Annotated in this window: 19 protein-coding genes; 10 read left to right on the top strand and 9 right to left on the bottom strand. The window is 65.8% G+C overall.

Features of this window, described 5'->3' with window-relative positions:
• Positions 1 to 83: 83 nt before the first annotated feature.
• Positions 84 to 803: a class I SAM-dependent methyltransferase gene (locus tag NNX34_RS10020; RefSeq protein WP_255766354.1), complete on the bottom strand. Its 720-nt coding sequence runs from the start codon at positions 801 to 803 to the stop codon at positions 84 to 86.
• A gap of 358 nt (positions 804 to 1,161) precedes the next feature.
• Between NNX34_RS10020 and NNX34_RS10015 the strand changes: the two genes are divergently transcribed.
• Complete coding sequence (locus NNX34_RS10015; protein ID WP_255766353.1) at positions 1,162 to 2,706, top strand: HNH endonuclease signature motif containing protein; 1,545 nt, start codon at positions 1,162 to 1,164, stop codon at positions 2,704 to 2,706.
• Between the two features lie 137 nt (positions 2,707 to 2,843).
• On the opposite strand, the gene NNX34_RS10010 is transcribed toward NNX34_RS10015, so the two are convergent.
• The 3 genes from NNX34_RS10010 to NNX34_RS10000 form a co-directional block, all read right to left on the bottom strand.
• The gene (locus tag NNX34_RS10010; protein WP_255766352.1) at positions 2,844 to 3,863 is read right to left on the bottom strand and encodes a hypothetical protein; all 1,020 of its coding nucleotides are present in this window, start codon (positions 3,861 to 3,863) and stop codon (positions 2,844 to 2,846) included.
• Between the two features lie 96 nt (positions 3,864 to 3,959).
• Entirely contained in the window at positions 3,960 to 4,706 is a 747-nt protein-coding gene (locus NNX34_RS10005; RefSeq protein ID WP_255766351.1) for a type 1 glutamine amidotransferase, read from the bottom strand.
• Entirely contained in the window at positions 4,703 to 5,974 is a 1,272-nt protein-coding gene (locus NNX34_RS10000) for a Mur ligase family protein (protein ID WP_255766350.1), read from the bottom strand. Before NNX34_RS10000 ends, NNX34_RS10005 begins: the two co-directional genes overlap by 4 nt.
• A gap of 278 nt (positions 5,975 to 6,252) precedes the next feature.
• Between NNX34_RS10000 and NNX34_RS09995 the strand changes: the two genes are divergently transcribed.
• The 8 genes from NNX34_RS09995 (at position 6,253) to NNX34_RS09960 (ending at position 15,388) form a co-directional block, all read left to right on the top strand.
• Entirely contained in the window at positions 6,253 to 7,011 is a 759-nt protein-coding gene (locus NNX34_RS09995; RefSeq protein ID WP_227921280.1) for a YebC/PmpR family DNA-binding transcriptional regulator, read from the top strand.
• A 9-nt stretch (positions 7,012 to 7,020) separates the two neighbouring features.
• A complete protein-coding gene (gene ruvC, locus NNX34_RS09990) occupies positions 7,021 to 7,620 on the top strand; it encodes a crossover junction endodeoxyribonuclease RuvC (protein ID WP_255766349.1) in 600 nt (199 codons plus the stop codon).
• Positions 7,621 to 7,693: 73 nt separating this feature from the next.
• A complete protein-coding gene (gene ruvA, locus NNX34_RS09985; protein ID WP_255766348.1) occupies positions 7,694 to 8,320 on the top strand; it encodes a Holliday junction branch migration protein RuvA in 627 nt (208 codons plus the stop codon).
• A gap of 1 nt (position 8,321) precedes the next feature.
• Entirely contained in the window at positions 8,322 to 9,416 is a 1,095-nt protein-coding gene (ruvB, locus tag NNX34_RS09980; RefSeq protein WP_255766347.1) for a Holliday junction branch migration DNA helicase RuvB, read from the top strand.
• A gap of 101 nt (positions 9,417 to 9,517) precedes the next feature.
• Positions 9,518 to 9,937, top strand: coding sequence for a preprotein translocase subunit YajC (gene yajC / locus NNX34_RS09975; RefSeq protein WP_255766346.1), 420 nt, complete (start codon positions 9,518 to 9,520; stop codon positions 9,935 to 9,937).
• A gap of 93 nt (positions 9,938 to 10,030) precedes the next feature.
• Positions 10,031 to 11,758, top strand: a complete 1,728-nt coding sequence (gene secD / locus NNX34_RS09970; RefSeq protein ID WP_255766345.1) for a protein translocase subunit SecD — start codon at positions 10,031 to 10,033, stop codon at positions 11,756 to 11,758.
• Positions 11,758 to 12,774 (top strand): protein translocase subunit SecF, encoded by a 1,017-nt coding sequence (gene secF / locus NNX34_RS09965; RefSeq protein ID WP_255766344.1) that lies wholly within the window; start codon positions 11,758 to 11,760, stop codon positions 12,772 to 12,774. The genes secD and secF overlap by 1 nt, the downstream gene beginning before the upstream one ends.
• A gap of 172 nt (positions 12,775 to 12,946) precedes the next feature.
• Complete coding sequence (locus NNX34_RS09960; RefSeq protein WP_370647255.1) at positions 12,947 to 15,388, top strand: bifunctional (p)ppGpp synthetase/guanosine-3',5'-bis(diphosphate) 3'-pyrophosphohydrolase; 2,442 nt, start codon at positions 12,947 to 12,949, stop codon at positions 15,386 to 15,388.
• Positions 15,389 to 15,401: 13 nt separating this feature from the next.
• Here NNX34_RS09960 and NNX34_RS09955 read toward each other — a convergent pair whose 3' ends face one another.
• From NNX34_RS09955 to NNX34_RS09945, 3 genes are all read right to left on the bottom strand, one after another.
• On the bottom strand, positions 15,402 to 16,022 hold the full coding sequence (locus NNX34_RS09955; protein ID WP_255766343.1) for a type IV toxin-antitoxin system AbiEi family antitoxin: 621 nt from the start codon (positions 16,020 to 16,022) through the stop codon (positions 15,402 to 15,404).
• Positions 16,023 to 16,123: 101 nt separating this feature from the next.
• Positions 16,124 to 17,554 carry a DUF349 domain-containing protein gene (locus tag NNX34_RS09950; protein ID WP_255766342.1) on the bottom strand — a complete coding sequence of 477 codons (1,431 nt, stop codon included), beginning with the start codon at positions 17,552 to 17,554 and terminating at the stop codon, positions 16,124 to 16,126.
• Between the two features lie 53 nt (positions 17,555 to 17,607).
• A complete protein-coding gene (locus NNX34_RS09945) occupies positions 17,608 to 18,366 on the bottom strand; it encodes a peptidylprolyl isomerase (protein ID WP_255766341.1) in 759 nt (252 codons plus the stop codon).
• A 182-nt stretch (positions 18,367 to 18,548) separates the two neighbouring features.
• On the opposite strand from NNX34_RS09945, the gene hisS reads away from it, so the two are divergent.
• On the top strand, positions 18,549 to 19,904 hold the full coding sequence (hisS, locus tag NNX34_RS09940; protein ID WP_255766340.1) for a histidine--tRNA ligase: 1,356 nt from the start codon (positions 18,549 to 18,551) through the stop codon (positions 19,902 to 19,904).
• On the opposite strand, the gene NNX34_RS09935 is transcribed toward hisS, so the two are convergent.
• Positions 19,901 to 20,518: a response regulator gene (locus tag NNX34_RS09935; protein WP_370647267.1), complete on the bottom strand. Its 618-nt coding sequence runs from the start codon at positions 20,516 to 20,518 to the stop codon at positions 19,901 to 19,903. The genes hisS and NNX34_RS09935 overlap by 4 nt on opposite strands.
• A 56-nt stretch (positions 20,519 to 20,574) precedes the next feature.
• Positions 20,575 to 21,897, bottom strand: a complete 1,323-nt coding sequence (locus NNX34_RS09930) for a sensor histidine kinase (protein ID WP_255766337.1) — start codon at positions 21,895 to 21,897, stop codon at positions 20,575 to 20,577.
• Positions 21,898 to 21,903 lie beyond the last annotated feature (6 nt).

Raw genomic sequence — 21,903 nt, 5'->3', positions numbered from 1 at the left:
AAACGCAACCTGGGTGTTCGTCCTGCGGCGGTGCTGGTGACGCAGGACGGCGGGGGAGGGTAGGCGTGTGGCGTGCGGACGGGTTAAACCGCTTCGGTGAGAAAGATCCACTCCGGTGAATCCCGTCGCACCGGGCTTCGGTCCCAGTGGCCCCAGCACTGGTCGACCGTAAGTCCTGCGGCTTCCAAACCGGCGGTAACCGTGTCCCAGGAAGGGAAGCGGAGGGTCTCGATCGTCGTCCGCGTTCCGGAACCGTCGGTCCAGGTATCGGTGTGCGTGACCAGATCGTCTTGCCGCCGTACGGTCTGCGTGACCGTTCCCCGGCTGGTGCTGTGCGTGCCCTCCCACCGGCGCCAGGCCTCAACATCCGGGTTGCGTACTTCGAACGCGAGCCTGCCTCCGGGCCTGAGCGCTCGTCCGGCATGGGTGAGCACCCGCACCCATGCGGTGTCATCAAGGAAGTACTGCGCGACATGTCCGGTCATCAGCACCAGATCTGCCCAGGCTTCCGGCAGGTTTTCCGCGGTTCCTCGAATCCAGGTGACGGCGTCGGCGTGCGGCTGGGCGGCTGCGAGCGAAAGCATGGTTTGTTCAGGCTCGACTCCCGTGACCTCATACCCCTGCCCCGCCAGCAGGCTGCACAGCAGGCCCGTTCCCGCTCCAAGATCCGCAACGCGCCGGGCTCCCGTCTCGGCGGCCAGTGCCAGGTAGAACTGCAGGTCCTGCCGGGCTTTGCTGTCCGCATCATATGCGGCCGCAAGTTCAGGGACGGCATAGTAGTTAGCGGGCTTCGATGTGCTCATGCGGTTCGTTTCAGTCGGGGGCTTTTCACTAGGGGAGCAGGGCAGCTTCGTTCTGGGTACGCGCCTGAACGGTAGCACGCGTCCCGGACCCGGGGCTGGCGGAGGCGGCCGCGGACCTGGGGCGCACCGACGTCGGGACGCCCAGCCGGCCGACTGCGGCCGGGTCCAGACCAGCCTCCGCGCCGACGATGGCACGCCTCCAACGAGCACCCAGTACCGGCAGCCCGCGGCAGGATTCTGACCGACCCTTTCACGTGTTACCCCAAGTCAGGGCGGAGGTACCCAAGGGTGTGGGTAGTTTTCCACAAGGACGAAACTCCTATTGCAGCGGTGGTTGGAAGTCCATAGCATCGAACACATGTTCGAATCAAATCGGGACTATCCGCCACCTGTTCATGGCGTTGAGCCCTGCTTCGGTACACCCGCTGGGCAGCACTGTGGCAGTAACGGTCCGGCGTCCGCGCCACCACTGTCCAGCCGTGAGCGCCCTGGTCCGGCAACCCTCAGCGAGGCGTATTGCGGCAATGAACCGTCATCCCCGCAGGTCGCCACGTGGATCACCGAGCTGTCTTCCGGGCGGGTCCTGGAGGAGATCGCCTCCGATACAGATGCCTGTCTGATAAGCCGGCTGCGCGTACTGGAAGAACTCAAGGCGGCTGCTGCAGCAGCCCAGGTCCGGGTCGCCGCCGCTTTCGATGCTTCCGTCCGTGCGGCACATGCCCGCTCCGGGGTTCCCCTGGAGCAGCAGGGGAGAGGAGTAGCTGCTCAAATTGCCCTCGCCCGACGCGAATCGCCTGCCCGCGGCGGGCGGATTCTTGGCTTCTCCAAAGCGCTTGCGCATGAAATGCCGTGCACGCTCCGGGCGCTGTCCGAGGGCAGACTCAACGAATGGCGGGCCACGCTGCTGGTCCGTGAAACTGCATGCCTTTCAGTATCCGACCGTCGTTTGGTGGACCGTGAGGTAGCTGGAGACCCCGCAGGGCTGGAGGGTTTGGGCGACGGACGCTTGATCGGCCGGATCCGGAAACTGACCTACCGGATCGATCAGGAAGCGCTGGTCCGCCGGGCAGCCAAGGCGCAGACGGACCGCCATGTTTCCTGCCGGCCCGCACCGGACACCATGACCTACCTGACCGGCCTGCTGCCGGTGGCACAGGGAGTCGCAGTCTTTGCAGCCCTCAGCCGTGAAGCAGATTACCTTCGGGCACGGGGCGATTCACGCGGGCGCGGCCAGATCATGGCGGACACGATGGTGGAAAGAATCACTGGGCTTGCCCAAGCGGACCGGGTGCCGTTGGAGGTCCAGCTTGTTATGACCGACCGTACGCTGCTGGCGGGTTCGAACGAACCGGCCTATCTCAGCGGATACGGCGCGGTGCCAGCCATGTGGGCGCGGGACGCGGTGCGGAAAGCTGCAACTGGAAGGGCTGGTGGTGGACTGGCCGCAAGCGGCAGCGCCGGCGGTGAAAGGAGCGGCAGCGCCTCGACACCCAAAGCCGGACGTAAGGACCCCGCGAGCCGACACGAAGAATCAGCGTCACCGGATCTCTGGCTCCGCCGCCTCTATACGGCGTCGACCTCCGGAGAGCTGATCGCCATGGATTCCAAGGCGCGGTACGTCCCCGATTCCCTGGCCAGGTTCATCTCCGCGAGGGATCAAACCTGCCGGACACCGTGGTGCAAGGCCCCAATACGGCACCGCGACCATATCCGTCCGCACCGCATCGGCGGGAGTACAAACGCCGAAAACCTGCAGGGCCTGTGCGAAGCCTGCAACCAGGCCAAGGAAGCACCAGACTGGCGGGCAAGGAGTGTTGGAAGTCCGGGCCGGCACACGGTCGAAATCACCACGCCGACTGGATACTCCTATCAATCCACGGCGCCGCCGCTGCCGGACGATTGATCATTTGAGCCGCACGCTAAACGGCAGGTGCGTGCAGCGCTTTGATTGCACCGTCGATTATGGATGTCCCCGTACCCGATCCCTGACCGGGACGCCGAGCTGGCGGGTGGTTCCGATCCGGGCCCAGTATTGAGCACCTATCGCTGTCGGTATCGCGCTGCGAGGGCATCTCCCGTGAGGGCACGGAACATCTCGGTCATATGGACAGCGACACCCGCATATTGCGCGATTCGGTCGGCACCGGCGCCGAGTGCGGCTCGAACTGGCTCCAGCGCAGGCGTAGTGGGGTCAGCGGCGGCGGCACGCAACAGCTCCAGACGCTGCGGGCCGGAGGTATAACCGAGTTCAAATAACGTCCAGTGGAACAGGTGCATCAGGGCGGTATCGCGGTCAAAGCCGTCATGCGTGAGCATGGATGCTTCTTCCTCCGCAGTGAGGTCGAAGTCGCGGTGGAGCGCCAGGCCGAAGTCGGTGAAGAGCAGTCTGCCGTCCCGGATGAGGATGTTCCCGGGGTGCACGTCAAAGTGCTGGAATCCCTGGCTGTTCATCCACGCTGTGGCTTTCAGGAGCTGGTCGACAACTTCAGGAAAGACGGTCGCCCCAGTGCCCTCGACCAGGCTTCTGCGCACCCAGGCGCCCAGAGTCTCGGGCACGTACTCAAGGAAGAACACCATGCTTTTGGACGCGTTCTTCATCGCGGTGAGCTTGCTCTGGACCGAAGGCCAATGTGGCCCCCACTGGCGGGGAGACGCATCGCCGTCGAACTCGCTAAGGTCTGCCTCGCATTTCAGATCAATGACTCGCCAGCCGAGCAGGAGCGGGAAGAAGTCCGCCACTCCCGTTTGAACCCACTCGGACGTCGCCTGATGTGCTGCCAGCTCCCGCCCGACCGCGTGGGTAGGGCTTCCTATGCCGTAGTGGGAAACGAAGGGAAGCCGGAGCAGACTTGCAGTGGCGGTGGGATCCGCTTCTTCGATGCTTGTCAGCGGGAGCTGTTTCACGAAGACAGTGGATTCACCGATGCGCACTGTCTTGGTTGTTCCCCCGATACCGATGCCTACTTGATCAGCATCATGGATAAGCATCCGCACGCCGGCATCGTCCAGCCCGTCGAGTATAGAAGAGATCGCTTGGGCTTCATCTATACGGACCGTCATCAGTACACCCTAAGGCCCGGTGCCGGCTCCGCGCGGCGGATTAAATGCTCTTGCCGGACCATCAGCAGGGGGAAGCCGCCCCACGCCCGGCAAGAGCTAGCGCGGCCGCTGCCCGGCGTGCTGGCGTGCCATTTCCGAAAGCTTCGACAGATCAGCCAGGTCCTGTTCCGAACGGGGAGCAGGGGAGAAGCTGCCGAACTTCCGCGTGGCTGCCTTTTCGATCAGGAAGTCCGCAATTGCCGGGTTCTTGGGAAGGAGGGAACCGTGCAGGTAGCTGGCCACGACGTTCTTGTACCGCGCGCCCTCGGTGCTGTCCTTGGTGTTGTTGCCCTCACCCTTGCGGATCTCCGCCAGCGGCTTCACACCCGGACCGAGGAACGTCTGGCCGCTGTGGTTCTCATAGCCGTGGATCTCGCCGAACTCTTCGCTGACGGAAAGCACGTTGCCGATCAACCGCACGTCACCTCCGTGGGTCTCCAGATCCAGGATGCCGATTCCCGGAATGAGCGCACCCTCATGCGTCTTGAAGAACCGTCCGAACAACTGGTACAGGCCGCAGATCACCAGCATCGGCAGGCCGTCCTCGGCAAGCCCCTGCAGGGTGGGAGCCAACTGCTGGAGATCCTGCTGGATCACCACCTGTCCGCTGTCCTGGCCGCCGCCGCCGACAATGATGTCGACGTCGGCAGGGAACTCGTCCCCCGCGTTGTACTCCTCGACGACAGGCTGGTAGCCGTACCACTTCAGGCGCTGCTTGAGCACCAGCACGTTGCCCCAGTCGCCGTAAATATTCATTTCCCGCGGGTACAGCTGCAGGATCTTGATTGTGCGGTCCTCGGTCATGAGACCACCTCTACCTTCGTGATCTTGGAGAGTTCCCGGCGTACGGCCAGCATGGCCGTGTACGTGCAGAAGATCCGCATGGGAACCCCGGGGGAGTCCTTGATGAAACGCTTCAGTCCGTCCGTGATGTCCGGTTCGATGGTGCGCACCGGCACGTCGTCGTACTTCAGCCGCAACGCCATGTCGTAGGCGCGCACGCCGCTGACGACGTCGACGCCGCCCTCGGCCAGGGACTCGAAGTCGACATCCCACAGCCAGGACATGTCCCGGCCGTCGGCGTAATTGTCATTGATGGCGATCATCGTCGAATAGCCGTGGGCGGCAAAGGACTTCAGGCCCAGGCGGAAGCCGCTGGGATTCTTCACCAGCACCAGCTCCAGCGGCTGGCCGTTGACGGTCAGGGACTCGCCGCGCCCGAAGGCAGGCTCCACATTGGCAAGCGCCTCGAACAGCGCGTCGGAGTCGAGGTCCTTGCCCTTGATGGTGCGCGCAAAGGCGAGGGCAGCGGCGGCATTGAAGATGTTGTAAACGCCGCGCAGCTTCAGCCCCGAGGTGCGGACCTGTCCGTCGACCAGGAAGTCCGCGTCCGTCTCACTCACGCGTTCAAGGACGACGTCGGCCTCCTGCGTTGCGGCCAGCGCTTCGGCAAGGCTGCCGCGCATCTCGTCGTCGTTGGGGAAGGTGCTGCGCAGCGAGGCATCGAGCCCGAAGTACACGGCACACTGGCCGTTCAGGGAATCCGCGATGCCCGCCACGCGGGGATCCTCACGGTTCAGGACCACCGTCTCGGTGGTCGCGCGGGCAATGGATTCCAGCAGGCGGGTGGTCTTGTCGATCTCGCCGAACCGGTCCAGCTGGTCACGCAGGACATTCAGCAGCAGGCTGTAGCGCGGCTGGATCAGTTTCACGAAGTGCACGGCGTGCGCCTCGTCCAGCTCCAGGACGGCGATGTCCGCATCCAGGTGCCCGCGCAGGTTCACCTCGCCCAGCAGGGCTGCCGCAACGCCGCGGGTGAAGTTGCTGCCCGTGCGGTTCGTGAAAACCTTCAGCCCCTGGCTCTCGAGCAGCTCCACCACCATCTTGGTAGTGGTGGTCTTACCGTTGGTTCCGGAGACGACGGCGACGCCGAGCGGCAGGTCTGCGAGGGTGCGGCGAATGAAATCGGGATCGATTTTCTCCACCACCAGGCCGGGCAGGGCGGAACCGCCGCCACGCAGTTTGGAGGCACTGCGGACCAGTTTTCCGACCAGGATGGAGAAAGAACTCATGGTTACTGAATATAGCGCACACCCTTGAAACGGCACCGTTCCGCAAGGCGTGAGGCTGCACGCATCGTGACAGGTCAGAGCTGGTTTATCCGTCCTTATCCGACGTCGGCCGGGAGCGCGGAAGCGTTTCCGGCCCCGGAAACGGATTCGGTCGCTAGAATTGTGGCAGTGCGTTCGGGAAGCTTAGCTGGTCTCCCTGTTCGGCCCGGGTTCCCCGGAGTCCTGGACGGGTGGCAAGCAGCCGGACTTTTTTATCGATCAGAGGAGAAGCGTAGAGCATGTCGGGCCACTCTAAATGGGCAACCACCAAGCACAAGAAGGCCGTAATTGATGCCAAGCGCGCCAAGTCCTTCGCCAAGCTGATCAAGAACATCGAAGTTGCAGCACGCGCCGGCGGAGCAGACATGGCAGGCAACCCGGCCCTTGAACTGGCCGTTTCCAAGGCCAAGAAGACGTCGGTGCCGATCGACAACATCAACCGTGCGGTCAAGCGCGGCGCCGGCCTGCTCGGCGAGGCCGTCGATTACCAGACGATCATGTACGAGGGCTACGGACCGCAGGGCTCCGCCCTCCTGATCGAGTGCCTCACGGACAACAAGAACCGTGCGGCCTCCGAGGTCCGCCTTGCCGTGACCCGCAACGGCGGCAACATGGGTGATCCCGGTTCCGTCGCCTACATGTTCACCCGCAAGGGCGTAGTGAACCTGCCCAAGAACGGCCTCACCGAAGACGATCTGCTGATGGCCGTCCTTGACGCCGGTGCGGATGAAGTAAAGGAATCGGGCGAGAACTTCGAGATCATCTCCGAGCCGCAGGACCTCCGCGCCGTCGTCGGTGCGCTGGAAGAGGCGAGCATCGAGTACGAAACCGATGAAGCCGAATTCGTTCCGTCCATGCATGTCGAACTGGATGCGGATGCTGCCCGCAAGTTCCTCAAGCTCGTGGATGCGCTGGAAGACCTCGACGACGTCCAGAACGTTTACTCCAACGCTGATATCCCGGCCGCCGTAATGGCCGAGCTTGAAGAAGACGACTAAGACGTACCTGTGTCTTTACGCGTCCTGGGGGTGGACCCCGGCCTGACCCGCTGCGGCCTTGGAGTAGTCGAGGTCGAGGGAAACCGCCGGGCCACCCTCGTGGCCGTCGGAGTTGTCGGCACAGTGGCCGGAACGGCGCTTGACGCCCGGCTGCTGGTCATTTCCGAAGCCATCGATCTGTGGCTGGACACCCACCGGCCCGATGTCCTGGCCGTGGAACGGGTCTTCAGCCAGCTCAATGTCAGCACGGTGATGGGTACCGCCCAGGCGTCCGGCGTCGTTATTGCCGCCGCTGCCCGGCGCGGCATCCCGGTCGCCCTGCACACGCCTACTGAGGTCAAGGCGGCGGTCACCGGCTCCGGCTCGGCCAACAAGGACGCCGTGGGCAAGATGGTGACCAAGATCCTGCGGCTGGACGAGATGCCCAAGCCCGCCGACGCCGCCGACGCCCTTGCCCTGGCGATCACCCACGCCTGGCGCCGCGGCGTCGCCGGTCCCGGACCCACCGCCGGCTCCGCCTCGCGGGGGACGGCACCCGCGACCGGGTTAACTCCGGCCCAGCGGCTGTGGGCCGAAGCGGAAGCGCGGGCAAAACGCGGAAGCTACTGAACAGCAGGGGAATGCGGGCGCCAGCAAGTAGGGTATTCGTAGATATGTTCTATACAGCTTCTGGAGTTCCTTCATGATCAGTTCCCTCCGCGGGGTCGTTTCGCACGTGGGCCTTACCTCTGCCGTCATTGATGTCCACGGATTCGGGATGCTCGTCCAGGCCACCCCGCAGACCCTGGCGTCGCTGCGCACGGGAAGTGAAGCCAGCGTCCATACCGCCATGATCGTGCGCGAAGACTCCATGACCCTGTACGGGTTCAGCGACGCGGACCAGCGCGAGGTCTTTGAAATCCTCCTCGGCGTCAGCGGCGTGGGTCCGCGGATCGCCCTCGCTGTCCTGGCGGTCCACACTCCTGAAGCCATCCGGGTGGCCGCCTCCACCGGGGACGACAAGGCCTTCAGCAAGGTCTCCGGCATTGGCCCCAAGGGTGCCCGCCGTATTGTCCTCGAGCTGGCCGACAAGCTGGTGCCGCACGGCACCGTGGAAAACCCGGCGGCACCGCGCTGGCAGGAACAGGTCCTGGCCGCAATGACCGGCCTCGGCTGGTCCGAAAAGGACGCGACCGCCGCCATGGACGACACCGCCGCCGAGCATCCGGACGTCGCTGCCGCCGGCAACGTCGGGGAAATCCTGAAACTGACGCTGCGCCGCCTCGGGACCGACGGCGCCCGGGTGTCCTCGCGCCGAAAGGCCGGCTGAGATGTCCACCACAGACTCCCTCGTCGCACCCGGTCCCGATCCGGACGACAAAGCCATCGAAGCCGCCCTGCGGCCCAAGAACTTGGACGACTTCGTAGGTCAGAAGCGCGTCCGCGAACAGCTGTCGCTGGTACTCGAAGCGTCCCGGCTGCGCGGCCGCAGCGCCGACCACGTACTGCTGTCCGGCCCGCCCGGACTGGGCAAGACCACCCTGTCCATGATCATTGCAGCGGAAATGAACGCACCGCTGCGGATCAGTTCCGGGCCGGCCATCCAGCACGCCGGTGACCTCGCAGCCATCCTGTCTTCCCTGACTGAGGGCGAGGTGCTGTTCCTGGACGAAATCCACCGCATGTCCCGGCCGGCCGAGGAAATGCTCTACATGGCCATGGAGGATTTCCGCGTCGACATCATCGTCGGCAAGGGCGCCGGTGCCACCGCCATTCCGCTGGACCTGCCGCCGTTCACCCTGGTGGGAGCCACGACCCGCGCCGGCCTGCTGCCCGGCCCGCTGCGGGACCGTTTCGGGTTCACCGGCCACCTGGAGTTCTACTCGACGGACGAGCTGGAACTGGTGTTGCGCCGTTCGGCCATGCTGATGGACATGAAGGTCAACTCCGCGGGCTTTGCCGAGGTTGCCGGACGCTCGCGCGGCACCCCGCGAATTGCGAACCGGCTGCTGCGCCGCGTCCGGGACTGGGCGCTGGTGCACGGCATCGAGCAGATCGACGCCCGCTCGGCGGGAGCCGCGCTGGATATGTACGAAGTGGACGTGCTCGGCCTCGACCGGTTGGACCGCGCCGTGCTGACCGCGCTGATCACCAAGTTCAACGGGGGACCGGTGGGACTGTCCACACTGGCAATCGCCGTCGGCGAGGAACCGGAGACCGTGGAGACGGTGGCCGAACCGTACCTCGTCCGTGAAGGCCTGCTCGGCAGGACCCCGCGGGGCCGCATTGCGACCCGGGCCGCGTGGGAGCATCTGGGCCTCCAGATGCCCGAGAACGTTGCCGCAGCCATGCCGCAGAACATGTTTTCCGGCCCCGGCACAAACACCTCATCCGCTCCCGCCGAGGAGGCCGGGCCGGAAACTTAACAGTCCGCTCCCACGTTTTCCGTTTAGACTGGCCCTTGGGCACGGTCCCGGCAGTATGCCAGGACGCCCGGCACTTCCCCAACAGAAACGGAACTCTCCACGTGAATATTGCTGATCTCTTTCTCCCTCTGCTGCTGGCGGTCTTCGTCATCATGATGTTCCGCAAGCAGAAGAAGTCGCAGCAGACGGTTACCCAGCAGCGGGCCCAAATGCTTCCCGGCACCGAGGTCATGACCCAGTTCGGGCTTTTCGGCCGGATTGTTTCCGTGGACCAGGAAGAAAACAAGGCCGTGCTGGAGCTTTCCCCCGGCAACACCGCCACGGTGCACCTCCAGGCACTGACCAAGGTCGTCACTGTTCCCGCCGAAGAAGCACCGGCCGATGACGCCGCTGCGGTCCCCGATGACGCCTCTTCCCTCACGCTCGGCAAGGACTCCTCCGAGCGCCGGGACGCCGTGCAGGACGAGACACCTGAAGAAACACTCAAGCGCCTGAACCGCGACGACAAAAAAGAGAACTAGACTCTCCACGAGCCAAGCGGGGCATCGGTGCCCCGCTTGCCGCCCGGAGACCATGACGGTCCCGGTGATCTTCGCCCTTAAGGAAAATTCCCTATGCCCCGTACCGGCCCCGGCTCGGCCGCGAAAAAGACGCTCCTCTGGTTGGGCGTCATTTTTGCTGCCCTGGCCCTTTTGCTTGGCGGTGGTTCCATGTGGAGCAACGCCAGCTGGACCCCAAAACTCGCCCTCGACCTTGAGGGCGGAACCCAGATGATCCTTGCTCCCGAGGTGCAGGGCGGTGACTCCGAAATCACGACCGAACAGCTCGACCAGGCCGTGGAGATCATCCGCCAGCGCGTGGACGGCAGCGGCGTCTCCGAAGCGGAGATCAGCACGCAGTCCAACCGCAACGTCGTGGTGTCGCTGCCCGGTGTCCCCGATCCCGAGACCCGCGAACTGATCCAGGCTTCCGCGAACATGGAGTTCCGTCCGGTCCTCACCGGCGGCGGGGGACAGGGTGCAGCAGTCACGGATCCCACTCCCGCGGAACAGCTGCCCACACCGTCGGCGGAACCCACGGATGCTTCGGACACCAACTGGATTTCACCCGAGCTCCAGACACAGTTCGAAACCACTGACTGCCTGAACCCGGACACCATCGCCAACGCGGAGCAGGCGCCGGCCGACGAGCCGATGGTCGCCTGCGAGCCCGGCACCGCCGGCAAATACATCCTGGGTCCGGTCGAAGTTCCCGGCGTGGACATTTCCACCGCCAGCTTCGGCATGGCACAGGGCAACAACGGTGTTTCCACCAACCAGTGGGCCGTGAACATCGAGTTCAACCGCGAGGGCACCGACAAGTTCCGCGACGTGACCGAGCGTCTCTTCGCCTTCCCGCAGGGCGACCCGCGGAACCAGTTCGCCATCGTCCTCGACGGGCAGATCATCTCGGCGCCGACCGTCAACGCCGTCATCACCGACGGCAAGCCCCAGATCACGGGCAACTTCACCCAGGAAAGCTCCGAAGCGCTCTCCGAGCAGCTGAAATACGGTGCCCTGCCGATCAGCTTCGAGATCCAGAGCGAACAGCAGGTCTCGGCGACCCTCGGCGCGGACCAGCTGCGGATGGGCATCATCGCCGGCCTGATCGGCCTGGCCCTTGTTGCCGTCTACTCGCTCTTCCAGTACCGCGCGCTGGGCTTCGTCACCATCATCTCGCTCGTCGTCGCCGGCCTGCTGACCTACCTGGCCATCGCCATCCTGGGCTGGAGCCACAACTACCGGCTCTCACTCGCCGGTGTGGCCGGCCTGATCGTCGCCATCGGGCAGACCGCGGACTCGTTCATCGTGTACTTCGAACGCATCCGTGACGAGCTTCGCGACGGCCGCGGGCTGGTTTCCGCGGTGGACAACGGCTGGAAGCGCGCCAAGCGCACCGTCCTGGCCTCCAAGGCCGTGAACATCCTCGCCGCCGTCGTCCTGTACTTCGTGGCAGTGGGCAACGTGCGGGGCTTTGCCTTCACCCTGGGCCTTACCGCCATTGCGGACCTCATCGTGGTCTTTATGTTCACCCACCCCACCATGGTGCTTCTGGCCCGCACCAAGTTCTTCGGCGACGGCCACCGGTTCTCCGGCCTCGATGCGAGCAAGCTGGGCGCGGTACCGCTGTACCGCGGCGCCGGACGGCTGCGTGATCCCTCCGAAGCACCGGCTGCGCGCACCAAGAACAAGGGAGCGGCCAAGGAAGCCGAACGAAGGATGACCATCGCCGAACGGCGGCTTGCCGAAAAGCAGGATTCAATGGCCGGTACCGGCCGCAGCTCCGAGAAGGACGGCGAGTAATGAGTAAGCTCCCCAGTTTCGCCGCATTCGGCAACGACCTTTACACCGGAAAGCGGTCCTACAACTTCGTTGGCAAGGCAAAGCTGTGGTTCTTCATCGCAGCGGCAGCCGTGCTGCTTTCGATCCTCATCCCGGTGGCCAAGGGTGGATTCAACCTCGGCATCGAATTCCGCGGCGGCTCCGAGTTCACCGTCTCCAACGTCAGCAATACCGACGTCAGCGGCGGTGAGAAGGCCGTGGCCGAGGTTGCCGGCACCGCCGACCCGAAGGTCACCAACATCGCCCCGGGCACCATGCGGATCCAGACGGAGAAGCTGAGCGATGACCAGACCATCGAGGTCAAGGAATCGCTGGCGGACACCTACGGCGTAAGCCAGGACGAGGTCACCTCCACCTTCATCGGTCCCACCTGGGGAAGCGACGTCAGCCGGCAGGCACTGGTGGGCCTCGTCGTCTTCGTCGCACTGGCAGCAGTGCTGATGGCCTTGTACTTCCGGACCTGGAAGATGTCGGTAGCTGCCGTCGTCGGGCTTCTGGTGGTTATGGTCGTCACGGCCGGCGTCTATGCGCTGAGCGGTTTCGAAGTGACGCCGTCGGCCATCATCGGTTTCCTTACCGTGCTCAGCTACTCGCTGTATGACACCGTGGTGGTCTTCGACAAGGTCCGCGAAAACACGAAGGACCTGGACAAGCGCACCAAGCGGACCTTCGCGGAAGAAGTGAACCTGGCCGTGAACCAGACCCTGGTGCGGTCCATCAACACGTCCGTGGTCGCAGTCCTTCCGGTGGCCTCCATCCTGTTCATCGGTGCGCTGCTGCTGGGCGCCGGCACCCTGAAGGACCTGTCCCTGGCCTTGTTCGTGGGGATCATCCTGGGCACCATCGCGACCATCTACATTGCAGCGCCCCTGTACGCCTGGCTGCGCCGGAATGAACCGGACATCCGCAAGCAGGCCAAGCGGGTGGCCGAACGCCGGGCCAACGAAGCAAAGGGCTCCGCGGCTGTCAGCGCCTAAGGGGTAAATCCCGCTCCGACCATCCGGTTCCGTACTCCACGCCAAAGGAGTACGGAACCGGCGGTTTAAGTGCGGTGCGGGCAGGCTTAGACTGGTTGACAGGTGCCGCGTAAGCGCGGCCGCCGAAAACGTTTTGACCACCTGCTTTTGAACGTACGAAGAAAGGTCGTCAGTGGCCAACAGTGCAACACCTGCCGATGAGGCAGGAAACAGCGGCACCGCGGGGATCGTCCCGGGGCATGAGGACACCGCAGCGCGCGAAGCTGCGGCGTTGGATGCTGCCGCCGGCAACACTGACGCCCTGCTTCCCGTCGCCGGCCCGGCGAAGGCCCCCGTACCGGTGAAACCCGGCAGCGGCGCAGGCCGCACGCCCTCGACCGGCCGCCGTGCCTCGACCCGTGCCCGGCTCGCCCGCCTGGCCGGCCGGGGCAACCCCGGCTACTCGCCGATGCTGGAACCTCTGCTCCGCACGGTCCGGGTCAACAACCCCAAGGAAGACCTGGACCTGATCCAGCGGGCCTATGTGGTTGCCGAGCGGAGCCACGAGGGACAGAAGCGCAAGAGCGGGGATCCGTACATCACGCACCCGGTGGCGGTGGCGACCATCCTGGCGGAGCTGGGCATGACCGGCACCACCCTGGCCGCGGCCCTGCTGCATGACACGGTGGAGGACACCAGCTACACCCTGGACGAGCTGCGGCGCGAGTTCGGCCCGGAGGTGGCGATGCTCGTGGACGGTGTCACCAAGCTGGACAAGGTCACCTTCGGGGACGCCGCGCAGTCCGAAACCGTACGCAAGATGGTCGTCGCCATGGCCAAGGACATCCGCGTTCTGGTCATCAAGCTCGCGGACCGGCTGCACAACGCCCGCACCTGGCGTTTCGTGTCGCCGGAATCGTCCGCCAAGAAGGCACGCGAAACCCTGGAAATCTTCGCCCCGCTGGCGCACCGGCTGGGCATGAACACCATCAAGTGGGAGTTGGAGGATCTTTCCTTCGCCGCACTGCACCCCAAGGTGTATGACGAGATCGTCCGGATGGTAGGCGACCGGACTCCGGAACGGGAAAAGTACCTGGGCACCGTGCGGTCGCAGATCGCCGATGACCTGCACGCGGTCAAGATCAAGGCCACCATCACCGGCCGGCCCAAGCACTATTACTCGATCTACCAAAAGATGATCGTGCGGGGCAAGGACTTCGACGACATCCATGACCTGATGGGCGTGCGCGTCCTGGTGGACTCCGTCCGCGACTGCTACGCCACCCTCGGTGCCCTGCATTCGCGGTGGAACCCCCTTCCCGGGCGGTTCAAGGACTACATCGCGATGCCGAAGTTCAACATGTACCAGTCGCTGCACACCACGGTGATCGGCCCCGGCGGCAAGCCCGTGGAAATCCAGATCCGCACGCATGACATGCACCGCCGCGCCGAATACGGCGTCGCCGCGCACTGGAAGTACAAGGACGGCAACAAGGGCCCCGAAGCCCCTGACGACATGGGCTGGCTGCGCAGCCTGGTGGACTGGCAGCAGGAAACCTCGGATCCCGACGAGTTCCTGGATTCGCTGCGGTTCGAGATTAATGCGCGCGAAGTCTTCGTCTTTACGCCCAAGGGCGAGGTCATGGCGCTTCCGGCCGGATCGACGCCGGTGGACTTCGCCTACGCAGTGCACACCGAGGTGGGCCACCGGACCATCGGGGCACGCGTCAACGGGAAACTGGTGCCGCTCAACAGCGAACTGCAGCACGGCGACTGGGTGGAGATCTTCACCTCCAAGGCCGAGGGCGCCGGTCCCAGCCAGGACTGGCAGGGCTTCGTCAAGAGCCCGCGCGCCCGGAACAAGATCCGGCAGTGGTTCACCAAGGAACGCCGCGAAGAGGCAATCGAAAAGGGCAAGGACCTGCTCACCCGCGGCATGCGCAAGCAGAACCTGCCGCTGCAGCGCCTGATGACGCATGATGCGCTGGTGGCGGTGGCCGAGGAACTGCACCACCAGGACATTTCCGCGCTGTACGCCGCGGTGGGCGACGGCCATACCTCTGCGCAGAACGTCATTGAGCACCTGGTCAACCTCATGGGCGGGCACCAGGGCGCCGAGGAGGACCTGGCCGAAACGCCGGTGGCCACCGCAGCCCGCCGCCCCAAGTTCTCCGATTCCGGCGTCACCGTACGCGGTACCGGCGATGTGTGGGTCAAGCTGGCCCGCTGCTGCACCCCGGTTCCGCCGGATCCGATCATCGGGTTCGTTACCCGCGGTTCGGGTGTTTCGGTACACCGCAGCGACTGCCGCAACGTACAGGAACTGCGCGCCACGCCGGACCGCATTGTCCCCGTGGAGTGGGCGCCCACCCAGTCCAGCGTCTTCCTGGTCGAGATCCAGGTGGAGGCACTGGACCGCAAGAGCCTGCTGTCGGACGTGACACGGGTCCTGTCGGAAAACCATGTGAACATCCTCTCCGCCAGCGTCAACACCTCCAGCGACCGCGTGGCGATGTCGAAGTTCGTGTTCGAGATGGGGGATCCGAAATATCTGAACCACATCCTCAGTGCGGTCCGCAAGATCGACGGCGTGTTCGACGTCTACCGCACCACGGGGTCGCAGCGGCGGGTCTAGGCTCCGGGATCCACTAACCGGTCGGCTCGGCGGCGGCAGCTGCAACGCGTTCCAGCGCCGCCGCCTTGCCCGGTACCCGGTGTCCGGCTTCCAGGGCCCGCTGCACGAGGTCCAGCCGGCAGCCCAGGGCCGGGAGCGCCGCCAGGCGCCGCAGGGTGGAAACCGCTTCCGCGGTGCCCGCATAGAGGGCGACGTCGACGGCGGTCCGCAGCGGAGAGGCGACCGACACTGTTCCTACGTCCACGCGGTCTGCGGGGCCCAGCAGGACCTCGTGGAGGACGGCGGTGCTGAAGGGCTGCAGGGCACCGGTGCGGCTGCGGCGGTCCGCCAGCACATCGAGCCGCGGCGGCCGCCGAGCGCAGCCGTAGATCCAGGCAGCGGTCAATCTCCCCATGGTCAGCCTGCGGCGCAGCTGCACGGGCAGCTCGGCAGACGCCGCAAGGGCACGGACCACCGGGTCCGGCCGGACATCCCAGCGGACAAAGGTTCCCGCGTACACGTGCCGGAGCAGCCCGTCCATTGCCATGGCCTGGAGTTCCTCGTGCCGGAACACCTCACCTGCGGTGAACAGTGCTCCGCCCGTGGAGGTGATCTGCGGGAGGGCACCGGGGTAGGGAAAGAGCTGCGCAGGCATGCACACCAGCATGTGCAGCCGGCGGGCAAAGCGAAAGCCCCGCCCCGCCCGTTGTGGATAACGGGAGGGACGGGGCTTTCGCTGTGGAACCGGTACGCAGCCTAGGCGAAGTCCTGCGCGGACTTCTGCAGCATTGCCAGCCACTGCTGGCGGGCTTCCAGGGCCTCGCGGGCGTCCGCGATCTTTTTCGCGTTGCCCGCCTTCTCGGCGTCGGCCAGGTCCTGTTCGAGGGACGCGATGGTCGCCTCCAGCTGGGACAGGGCCGAGTTGGTGCGTGCCTTGGTCTCGGGGTTGCTCCGCTGCCAGTGCTCGTCTTCGGCAGCCTTCACGGCTTCCTCAACCTTGCGGATGCCGGCCTCCATGCGGCCCATATCGGCCCGGGGCACCTTGCCGGCGTCTTCCCAGCGTTCCCGGATCGACTGGAGGGCCTTGCGGGCCGAGTTCAGGTCCGTGATCGGCAGGAGGGCCTGTGCTTCCTTCAGCAGCTCTTCCTTGACCACGAGGTTAGCGGCGAATTCCTCGTCGATAACCTCGTTGGCCGCCTGGCGGGCGGCGAAGAACTGATCCTGCGCGGCACGGAAGCGGGCCCACAGGGCATCGTCATCCTTGCGGCTGGCGCGCTTGGAGGCCTTCCACTCGTCCATGAGCTGCCGGTATTCGGCGGCGGTGTTGCCCCAGTCCGTGGACGTCGCCAGTTCCTCGGCGCGGGCAATGAGTGCCTCCTTCGCAGCCTTGGCGGACGAGTTTTCACTGTCCAGCTGGGAGAAGTAGGCACGGCGGTGGCGGTCGAAGACCGTGCGGGCGGAACGGAACCGCTTCCACAGGGTGTCCTCGGTGCTGCGGCCCAGGCGCGGGCCGTTCTTCTGCGCGGTCTTCCACGCATCGAACAGCTCGTTCATCCGGTTGCTGCTGGTCTTCCACTGAATCGTGGCCGGGTCCTTGGCAGCGATTTCCTCCGCCTCGGCAACAATGGCCTCACGGGCGGCAAGCTCACGCGCCTTGGCGGCCTCAGCCTCGGCGCGCTCGGCGGCCTCGGCCTCCTTGAGCGAGGCTTCGAGTGCTTCGATGCGGGCATCGAGAGCCTTGATATCGCCCACCATCTTGCGCTCGGCCACCTGCTGGGCCAGGTGCTTCAGGGTCTTGTGGATGTCCGCGGCCGGAGCCTTGACCTGCACCCGCTGCTCCAGGAGCAGCAGCTGGCTGGCGACGTCGTCGTACTTGCGCACGAAGTAGGCCAGTGCTTCTTCCTTGGAGGCGTCGGGGAACTGGCCGACGGCCGATTCCTCGCCGTCCACGATCAGGAAGACGTGGCCGTCCTCCTCGACCCGCGCGAAGCGGGCGGCTTCCTCCAGCGGGGTGGAGTGGGCGGCCGGAGCTGCCACCACCGGCTGGGCTGCCGCGCCGGGCCGGGGGCCTACTGCTGCGGGGGAGGGCCGTCGCGCCGCAAGTGCTGCGGGGCTCGGAGTGGCAGGCCGGGACGTCTCCGTAGTGGAAGGGCCTGCTGTTTCGTCGGATTTCTGACTGTCTGTCACCGCTAAAAGTCTTTCACTCGATGGATGGCAGTTTGCGAAGCCCGCGCCGCCACTTAGTTCAGGGTGAACGAGTTAATCGTCACCGGGTCTTTCGGGAAACCATCGGTCTCCCCGGAGGCTGTGCCCGAGGAAGCGATGGCCTCCAGTACGTCAAGACCTGACGTTACCTTACCCATTATCGTGTAGCCGCCGGTTTCCTGCGTTAGCGTCGAATCCTTGTAAACAATGAAGAACTGTGTGCCGTGGCTCATTTGGTCTTCACCGCGGGCGACGGCGATGGTGCCGGCGGGGTAAAAGCCGTCTGCCGGCGAGTTCTCCACCGGCCCCCACAGGAAGTCCTGGTCGGCCTTCCCGTCCCCGTTCGGGGAACCGCATTGGAGCACGGACGTGGATTCGGTGGCGGTCAGCCGGTGGCAGTCCTTGCCGCTGAAGTAGCCCGCATCGGCAAGCGTCTTGAAGGAGGCAACCGCCTGGGGTGCCGCCGTGCCGTCCAGTTCCACGCCGATTTCGCCCTGTCCCAGCGCCAGGGACCCGGTGAAGGTCCTGCCCTCGGCGACAGACGGATCCGGAACGTCGGGCAGTTCGACGACGTCGGCCTGTTCCCGCAGCAGCTCCAGGTCCGCCGCCGTGGGATCGGAACTGAACCACGCCATCTGCAGCGCAACGGCGAGGGCCAGGACAACGACGGCGGCCGCTGCGGCGAAGAGGTTGTCACGCTTGCGCCGCTTGGCACGGGCGGCGGCGAAGGCCCTCCGCGCTTCCATCCGGGCCAGCCGGCGCCTGTCTTCACGGCTGGTGCGGTTTGCTGCCACCGTTGCCTCCTGTACTGGATCGGATCGGGATCGGGTCTGGGAGCGGCGCGCCGGTCTGAAACGGGGGCTGCGTCCCAAGCGGCTAAAATGAGTGCCGCACATAGTTTATGCACGCTCATGCGTGCACCGTGGCCGGGCGGGGTTCCGCCTGCGCCGTTTCGCCCACCTAAGGAGTTGCCACCATGGCACGCAAGGCCTCACTGTCCGGTTTCCCCGAATGGCTACCGCAGGAGCGCCTTGTTGAACTCCATGTCCTGGACGTACTGCGCCGCACCTTCGAACTGCACGGCTTCTCCAACATCGAAACCCGGGCCGTGGAAACGGTGGGCCAGCTGCTGCGCAAGGGCGACATTGACAAGGAAGTCTACGCGCTGAGCCGGCTGCAGGCCGAAGAGGGCGAGGCCGCCGGCAAGGAAGATCCCAACCAGCTGGCCCTGCACTTCGACCTGACCGTGCCGTTTGCCCGCTACGTGGTGGAGAACGCCGGCCACCTCTCCTTCCCGTTCCGCCGCTACCAGATCCAGAAGGTCTGGCGCGGCGAGCGTCCGCAGGAGGGGCGCGCCCGCGAGTTCACGCAGGCGGACATTGATGTGGTGGGTGACGGAGAGCTGCCGTTCCGGTACGACGTCGAGCTGGCGCTGGTCATCGCCGAAGCCCTCGGCGCGCTGCCCATCCCCGAGTTCAAGATCAGGGTCAACAACCGCAAGCTGGCCGAAGGCTTCTACCGCGGCATCGGCCTGGAAGACACCGCCGGCGTGCTGCGCAGCATCGACAAGCTGGAGAAGATCGGGGCGCAGCGCGTAGCCGAGCTCCTGCAGGAGGAACTCGGCGCCACCCCCGAACAGGCCGAGGCAGCCCTGAAGCTGGCCTCCATCCGCACGGAGGACACCTCGTTCGTGGAGCAGGTCCGGGCACTGGGTGTGTCCAATGAACTGCTGGACGAAGGCCTCGATGAACTGTTCCAGGTCATCAGCGAAGCCTCCCGCCGCGCTCCGGGCCGGGTCCTCGCGGACCTCAGCATCGCCCGCGGCCTGGACTACTACACCGGCACCGTTTACGAAACGGTCCTGGTGGGACATGAAGCGCTCGGCTCGATCTGCTCCGGCGGCCGCTACGATTCCCTGGCCAGCAAGGGGAACCGCACCTTCCCCGGCGTCGGCCTCTCCATCGGCGTCACGCGGCTGGTCATGCGCATCCTCAGCCAGGAATTCGCGCAGGCTTCGCGCAGCGTTCCCACCACAGTGCTGCTGACCCTGGCCACCGACGAGTCCTGGTCCGAAGCCCAGGACACCGCCGCCCAGCTGCGCAGCCGCGGAATTTCGGTGGAAGTGGCCCCTAAGGCGGAAAAGTTCGGCAAGCAGATCAAGTTCGCCGACCGCCGGGGCATCCCGTTTGTCTGGTTCACCGCCGAAGACGGCAGCCACGAGGTCAAGGACATCCGCACCGGTGAGCAGGTGCCGGCCGATCCCGCGCTGTGGACTCCGCCGGCCGAGGACCTCACCGTGCAGGTAACCCCTGTGCAGGTGCCGTCCGCCTAGCGGCCCGGGCCGCCGCCGCGTTCCCGGAACGCGATGGCGGCCTGCACCCGGGAGGAGACTCCCAGCTTGGCCAGGACACGGGACACATGGGTTTTGACGGTGGTCTCGGCGATCCCCAGCCGACGGGAAATCTGCTGGTTGGACAATCCCTCGCCGATGCAGGCCAGGACCGCTTCCTCCCGTGCGGTCAGGGACTCCGCCGGCAGAGTCCCGGTAGCGGCTGCCGCTGCCGGTGCCGCAGCCGCAGCCGGTGACTGCACGAACGCGGAGATCAGCCTGCCGGTGACCTCCGGGGAGAGGACACTGTCGCCGTCGGCCACGCTTTGCACCGCGCGCACCAATTCGGCAGGTTCCACCGATTTCAGCAGGAATCCGGCAGCGCCGGCCCGCAGCGCGGCGAAAACGTACTCGTCAATGTCGAAGGTGGTCAGCACCAGCACCGCGGACAGTCCCTCTCCGGTGATCTCCGCGGTGGCGGCAATTCCGTCCATTCCGGGCATGCGAAGGTCCATCAGGACGACGTCGGGCCGCAGGGCGCGTGCCATGCGTACGGCTCCTGCACCGTCCGCAGCCTCGCCGACGACGGTGAAGCCGCCGATGGACTCCAGGATCATGCGCAGGCCGCCGCGGATGGCCGAGTGGTCATCCGCCAGCAGCACAGTGGCGGCGGTCAAAGCGTCTCCTGGTGCTGGCGGGGGAGTGCGCCGGGGAGCGCGCGGGGGAGGGCAGATGCCGCTCCGTCGGCGTCTTCTGCAGGCAGGACGGCTTCGACGAGCCAGGCTGGCCGCAGGTCCTGCCCCGCGGCAGGGCCGGCGACCCGTCCGGCAGAGAAACTGCCGCCGAGCTGCGCCGCCCGCAGTTTCATATTCCGCAGGCCCGAACCGTTTCCGGCGGCCGCGGAACTGCCGCCGTCGGAGGCGGGGAGAGCGTTGCGGATCCGCAGCTCCAGCTGTTTGTCCTGCCGCCGGACCGAGATACTCACGGGGCAGCCCGGCGCGTGCCGGACCGCGTTGGCCAGCGATTCCTGCACGATCCGATACACGCTGCTGCCCACCAGTACCGGCACCTCAACGTCACCGGACAGATGCAGTTCCACCGGGCTTCCGGCCAGCCGGGCGGAAGCGGCCAGGGACTCCAGATGGCCCAGACCCCCTGCGGCCGCAGCGGCTTCCGCCTGCTCCCGGCTGTCCAACGGGCCGTCGGACTGGAGCAGGTCGATCATGGACCGCATTTCCCGCAGGGCGGCGACGCTTTCCGTCCGGACCTGGGCCAGCACCCGGCGGTCCAGGGCAGCATCGGCTGCCGCCAGTGCAGCACCGGACTGCAGCGCTATGGCGGACAGATGCCCGGCAATCGCGTCGTGCAGTTCGCGCGCCATCGCTCCGCGCTCCGACGCCACGGCAACCTGCAGGTTGAGCTCGGCCAGCTGGGCGGTGCGTTCGGCCTTGAGGCGTTCCGTTTCCGCCCGCTGCCGTTCGCGTTCGGCCCTCTCGGTCTGGCGGCGCAGGGAGCCGGCCCACCAGAGCGGAACCAGGCAGACAAAAACCGCCTGGAACAAACCGAAGAGCAGGTACGGCCATCCCCGGTAGACCAGTCCTACGGAAACGGGAAGGACAACCATGCCGGTCACCGCCGCCCGCTGCACGCCGCGGCTTACGCGCGGGGAGCCAAAGAGGATTCCGGAGTACAGCACCTCGAACAGGAGCAGGTAGGTGATGATCCCGCCGCCGAGCAGTGCGCCGGCACCGGTTGCCGTTCCGGTGACGGCCAGCATCAGCGGAACATTCCGGCGGCGGAACAGCAGGCCCGTACATCCCAGCACCAGGACCGGTACCCAGGCCCAGTCCGGTGCACCCGGAATCGGCGGGAACAGACCTGCGGCGTTCACCCCGAGGAGTTTCAGCACGGTACCGCCCACCAGATAGCCGGCGGCCGCGGCGGCGCCGGAAGGCCAGATTCCGTTCCCGGTGCCCTGGTCTGGGGTTCTTTGCATGGGTTC

It is taken from the genome of Arthrobacter sp. zg-Y1116 (assembly GCF_024385485.1).
Taxonomy (GTDB): domain Bacteria; phylum Actinomycetota; class Actinomycetes; order Actinomycetales; family Micrococcaceae; genus Arthrobacter_B.
Note: the sequence above shows the minus strand (reverse complement) of the source record. Positions and strands in the feature narration are given on the sequence as shown.